A 3,454-nucleotide genomic window follows, 5' to 3' on the forward strand; every position below is an offset into this window, starting at 1 on the left:
CGGCGCTCTGCGGATCCGCCTGGTCCACGGCGAGGATGAAGGTCGTGGTGTCCAGGGCGCGGGCGCGGGCCAGCGTGGACCATTGTTCGGCCTTCCCCGGTCCTGCACCCCAGGACGCCGAGACCAGGGTGGCCACGGCTCCCTGCTGGGCGTGGTGGGTGAACAGCCGGGGGAAACGCAGGTCATAGCAGGTGGCGACGCCGAAGGTCAGGCCGTCCAGCTCGAACTGCACTGGCTGCTCCCCGGGGGTCACCGAATCCGATTCCAGGAAGCCGAACGCGTCAAAGAGGTGCAGCTTGTCGTAGGCGGTGTCGACCCCCGCACCGGTGATCAGCAACGTGTTGCGCACCCGGTTCCCGACGCCCGGGGTGAACATGCCCGCCAGAATGAGCACCCCCAGCTCCTCGGCGATCTGCCGCACACCGTTGGCCCAGGGGCCATCCAGCGGTTCGGCCGCTTCGAGCAGGTCATTGCCCATGGCGATGTGCATGGCCTCGGGGAACACCACGATGCGCGCCCCTTCCTGGGCGGCGCGGGAAGCGGTCTCCCGGATGATCTGCAGGTTCTGCTGTGGGTTGGCGGTGCTTAGCACCTGCGCCATGGCGATCTTCATGCGTAGGCCCTCCTGGGTGCGGTGTTGGCGGCTGTGCGCCCCTTGCTTTGACTCTACGCCAGTGGCCCCGGGGAAATCCCCTCCCCGGCAGGCGACGCCGGGATGCCCCGCGGTCTGTCCTTCGGCCGCGGGGCTGGCGGGCCCGGGCATGGCAGAGGCGTGGGAGGGACCGGGATCGGTTCCCCTCCCACACCTGGAGCCCGCCTGCGAGAACCGCGCGGCTATTCGGTGACGGCCACCAGCTGGCGCCCGAGTTCGGCCGCTGCGGCCTGCAGCTCCGGGACCGCCTTTTTGGCGAAGTCCGCGTCCACCCGGGAGACCGGCCCGGACACGGAGATCGCCATCGGGGTCGGGGCCCCGGGGACCGGCACCGCAAAACAGCGCACGCCCAATTCCTGCTCTTCCTCGTCCACCGCGTAGCCGCGTTCGCGCACGGCCTCGATTTCGGTGAACAGCTTGCCCAGGGTGGTGATGGTCTTCGGCGTCTTGGCCGGCATGCCGGCCTGGGCGACCAGTCGCTGGATGCGTTCATCATCCAGCACCGAGAGGATCGCCTTGCCCACCCCCGAGTGGTGCAGCATGGCGCGGCGACCCACTTCGGTGATCATGCGCATCGAGTGCGTGGACTGCACCTGGGCGATGTAGGTGACCATGTCACCGTCGAGCACCGCGATGTTCGCGCTCTCACCCAGGTGATCGACCAGTTCCTTCAGCCGCGGGGTGGCCAGGGCGCCGAGCTGGCGGTTGGCGACCTCGCCCAGTCGGATCAGCCGTGGGCCCAGGGAGTATCGGCGGTTGGGCAGCTGGCGGACGTAGCCCACGCCGACCAGGGTGCGCAGCAGTCGGTGGATGGTGGGCAGCGGCAACGGGGTATCGGCGGCCAGTTCGCTCAGCGCTGCCTCCCCGCCTGCCCGGGCGATGACTTCCAGCAGCTCAAAGGCACGCTCGACCGATTGCACTCCGCCGGTGGCCCGGGCCTTGACCTCGGTCATAATTCGCTCCTTGCCTGACTGCTCTATGCAGTCTCGCCACAGCGTCCAAAGGGTGAGGACTCCCTGGGAGGCTGTTTTTCATGGGTTGTTAACTAAGAGAATACCGGACATTGGGCCGAAAATTCCACGATCCGAAAAGTCATCTGCTTGAAACTTGTGTTGCAGTCCACAAAAATGGGTTGTGTTTTCATTTTACAGATACTAATATCCACTATACGGAAACTTTTTCATCACGAGGAGTGATCATGCAGCACCAAGCCCGGGGTATTCCCTCACCCTGCGGGTCCAGACCCCCGCATCAATCACCGCCACCAGCGAACTGGCTGCGGCGGTAGGACGGGCTGGCGGAGACATCACAGCGTTGGACGTCACCGAATCGCATCACGCGTACATGGTGGTGGACGTCAGCTGCAACACCGCCGACGTCGAACACGGCCAGCGCGTGCGTGACGCCCTGGACGAACTGGACGGGGTCAACGTCCGTAACGTCTCGGACCGCACCTTCCTGATGCACCTGGGCGGCAAGCTCGAAGTGGTGCCGAAGGTGGCCCTGCGCAACCGCGATGACCTCTCCCGTGCCTACACCCCGGGGGTGGCCCGCGTCTGCAAGGCCATCGCCGAAAATCCGGCCGACGCCCGCAACCTGACGGTCAAGCGCAACACCATCGCCGTGGTCACCGATGGTTCGGCCGTCCTGGGCCTGGGCAACATCGGCCCGGCCGCCGCGCTGCCGGTCATGGAGGGCAAGGCCGCCCTGTTCAAGCAGTTCGCCGACGTGGACGCCTGGCCGGTCTGCCTGGATACGCAGGACAGCGACGAGATCGTCAAGATCGTCAAGGCCCTGGCCCCGGTCTACGGAGGTGTGAACCTGGAGGACATCGCCGCGCCGCGCTGCTTCGAGATCGAGGCGCGCCTGCGCGAGGAGCTGGACATCCCGGTGTTCCATGACGACCAGCACGGCACCGCCATCGTGACCCTCGCGGCCCTGCAAAATGCCCTGCTGGTGGTCGGCAAGTCCCTCTCCGAGGTGCGCATCGTGGTCTCCGGGGTGGGGGCCGCGGGCAACGCGATCATCCAGCTGCTGGCCGCGCGCGGCGCCACCAACATCATCGCCTGCGGGCGCAACGGTGCGATCAGCCGCAACGAGGACTACACGGACGAGCACCGCAGCTGGTTGGCGGCGAACACCAACCCAGAGAATTTCACCGGCTCCCTGAAGGAAGCCGTCGCCGGATCCGATGTGTTCATCGGCGTCTCGGCCCCGAACGTCCTGGACGAGGACGACATTGCGGCCATGAACAAGGACGCAATCGTCTTCGCCATGGCAAACCCGGATCCCGAGGTGGATCCGCTGGTTGCGGGAAGCATGCCGCCGTGGTTGCCACCGGTCGCAGCGACTTCCCCAACCAGATCAACAACGTCTTGGCCTTCCCGGGCTTCTTCCGCGGGCTGCTGGACGCAGGCGTCTCGGACATCACCGACGCCATGCTGCTGGCCGCCGCAGACGCGATTGCGGCACGGGTGGGCGAAGCGGAACTCAATCCGGGGTTCATCATCCCGTCGGTGTTCGACCCGCAGGTGGCCTCCGAGGTGGCCGCCGCCGTGGCTCGGGCAGCGAACTGACATTGAGAGCAATCACAAAGAACACAGAGGTATGAGGAGCACCATGACCATCTCCATTTCACGCATCCCGAACGTGCCCGCGGCCCAGGACATTCTGTCCGATGAGGCGCTGGCCTTCATCGAGAAGCTGCACGAGCGTTTCGCCGGCACCCGCGACGAGCTGGTCGCCGCCCGCGACGAGCGCCGCGCCGAGTACTCGGCCGCCAAGCGCATCGACTTCGACCCG

General features: G+C 66.4%; 2 protein-coding genes and 2 pseudogenes. 2 read left to right on the forward strand and 2 right to left on the reverse strand.

The features are described from left to right. A partial coding sequence (locus tag JCM19049_RS09935; protein ID WP_054821504.1) for a nitrilase-related carbon-nitrogen hydrolase occupies positions 1-613 on the reverse strand: 613 nt, incomplete at its 3' end. 221 nt (positions 614-834) lie between these two features. After that, positions 835-1,605 carry an IclR family transcriptional regulator gene (locus JCM19049_RS09940; RefSeq protein ID WP_054821505.1) on the reverse strand — a complete coding sequence of 257 codons (771 nt, stop codon included), beginning with the start codon at positions 1,603-1,605 and terminating at the stop codon, positions 835-837. Between the two features lie 229 nt (positions 1,606-1,834). On the opposite strand from JCM19049_RS09940, the pseudogene JCM19049_RS09945 reads away from it, so the two are divergent. Then, positions 1,835-3,228: pseudogene (locus JCM19049_RS09945) on the forward strand (NAD-dependent malic enzyme). A gap of 43 nt (positions 3,229-3,271) precedes the next feature. Further along, positions 3,272-3,454 (forward strand): annotated as a pseudogene (locus tag JCM19049_RS09950) (malate synthase A); the annotation flags it as partial.

The sequence above is a fragment of the Arthrobacter sp. JCM 19049 genome, from assembly GCF_001310435.1.

Coding starts and splice junctions, on each gene's coding strand:
- JCM19049_RS09940 (WP_054821505.1), bottom strand. CDS start 1,605: ATGACCGAGGTCAAGGCCCGGGCCACCGGCGGAGTGCAATCGGTCGAG.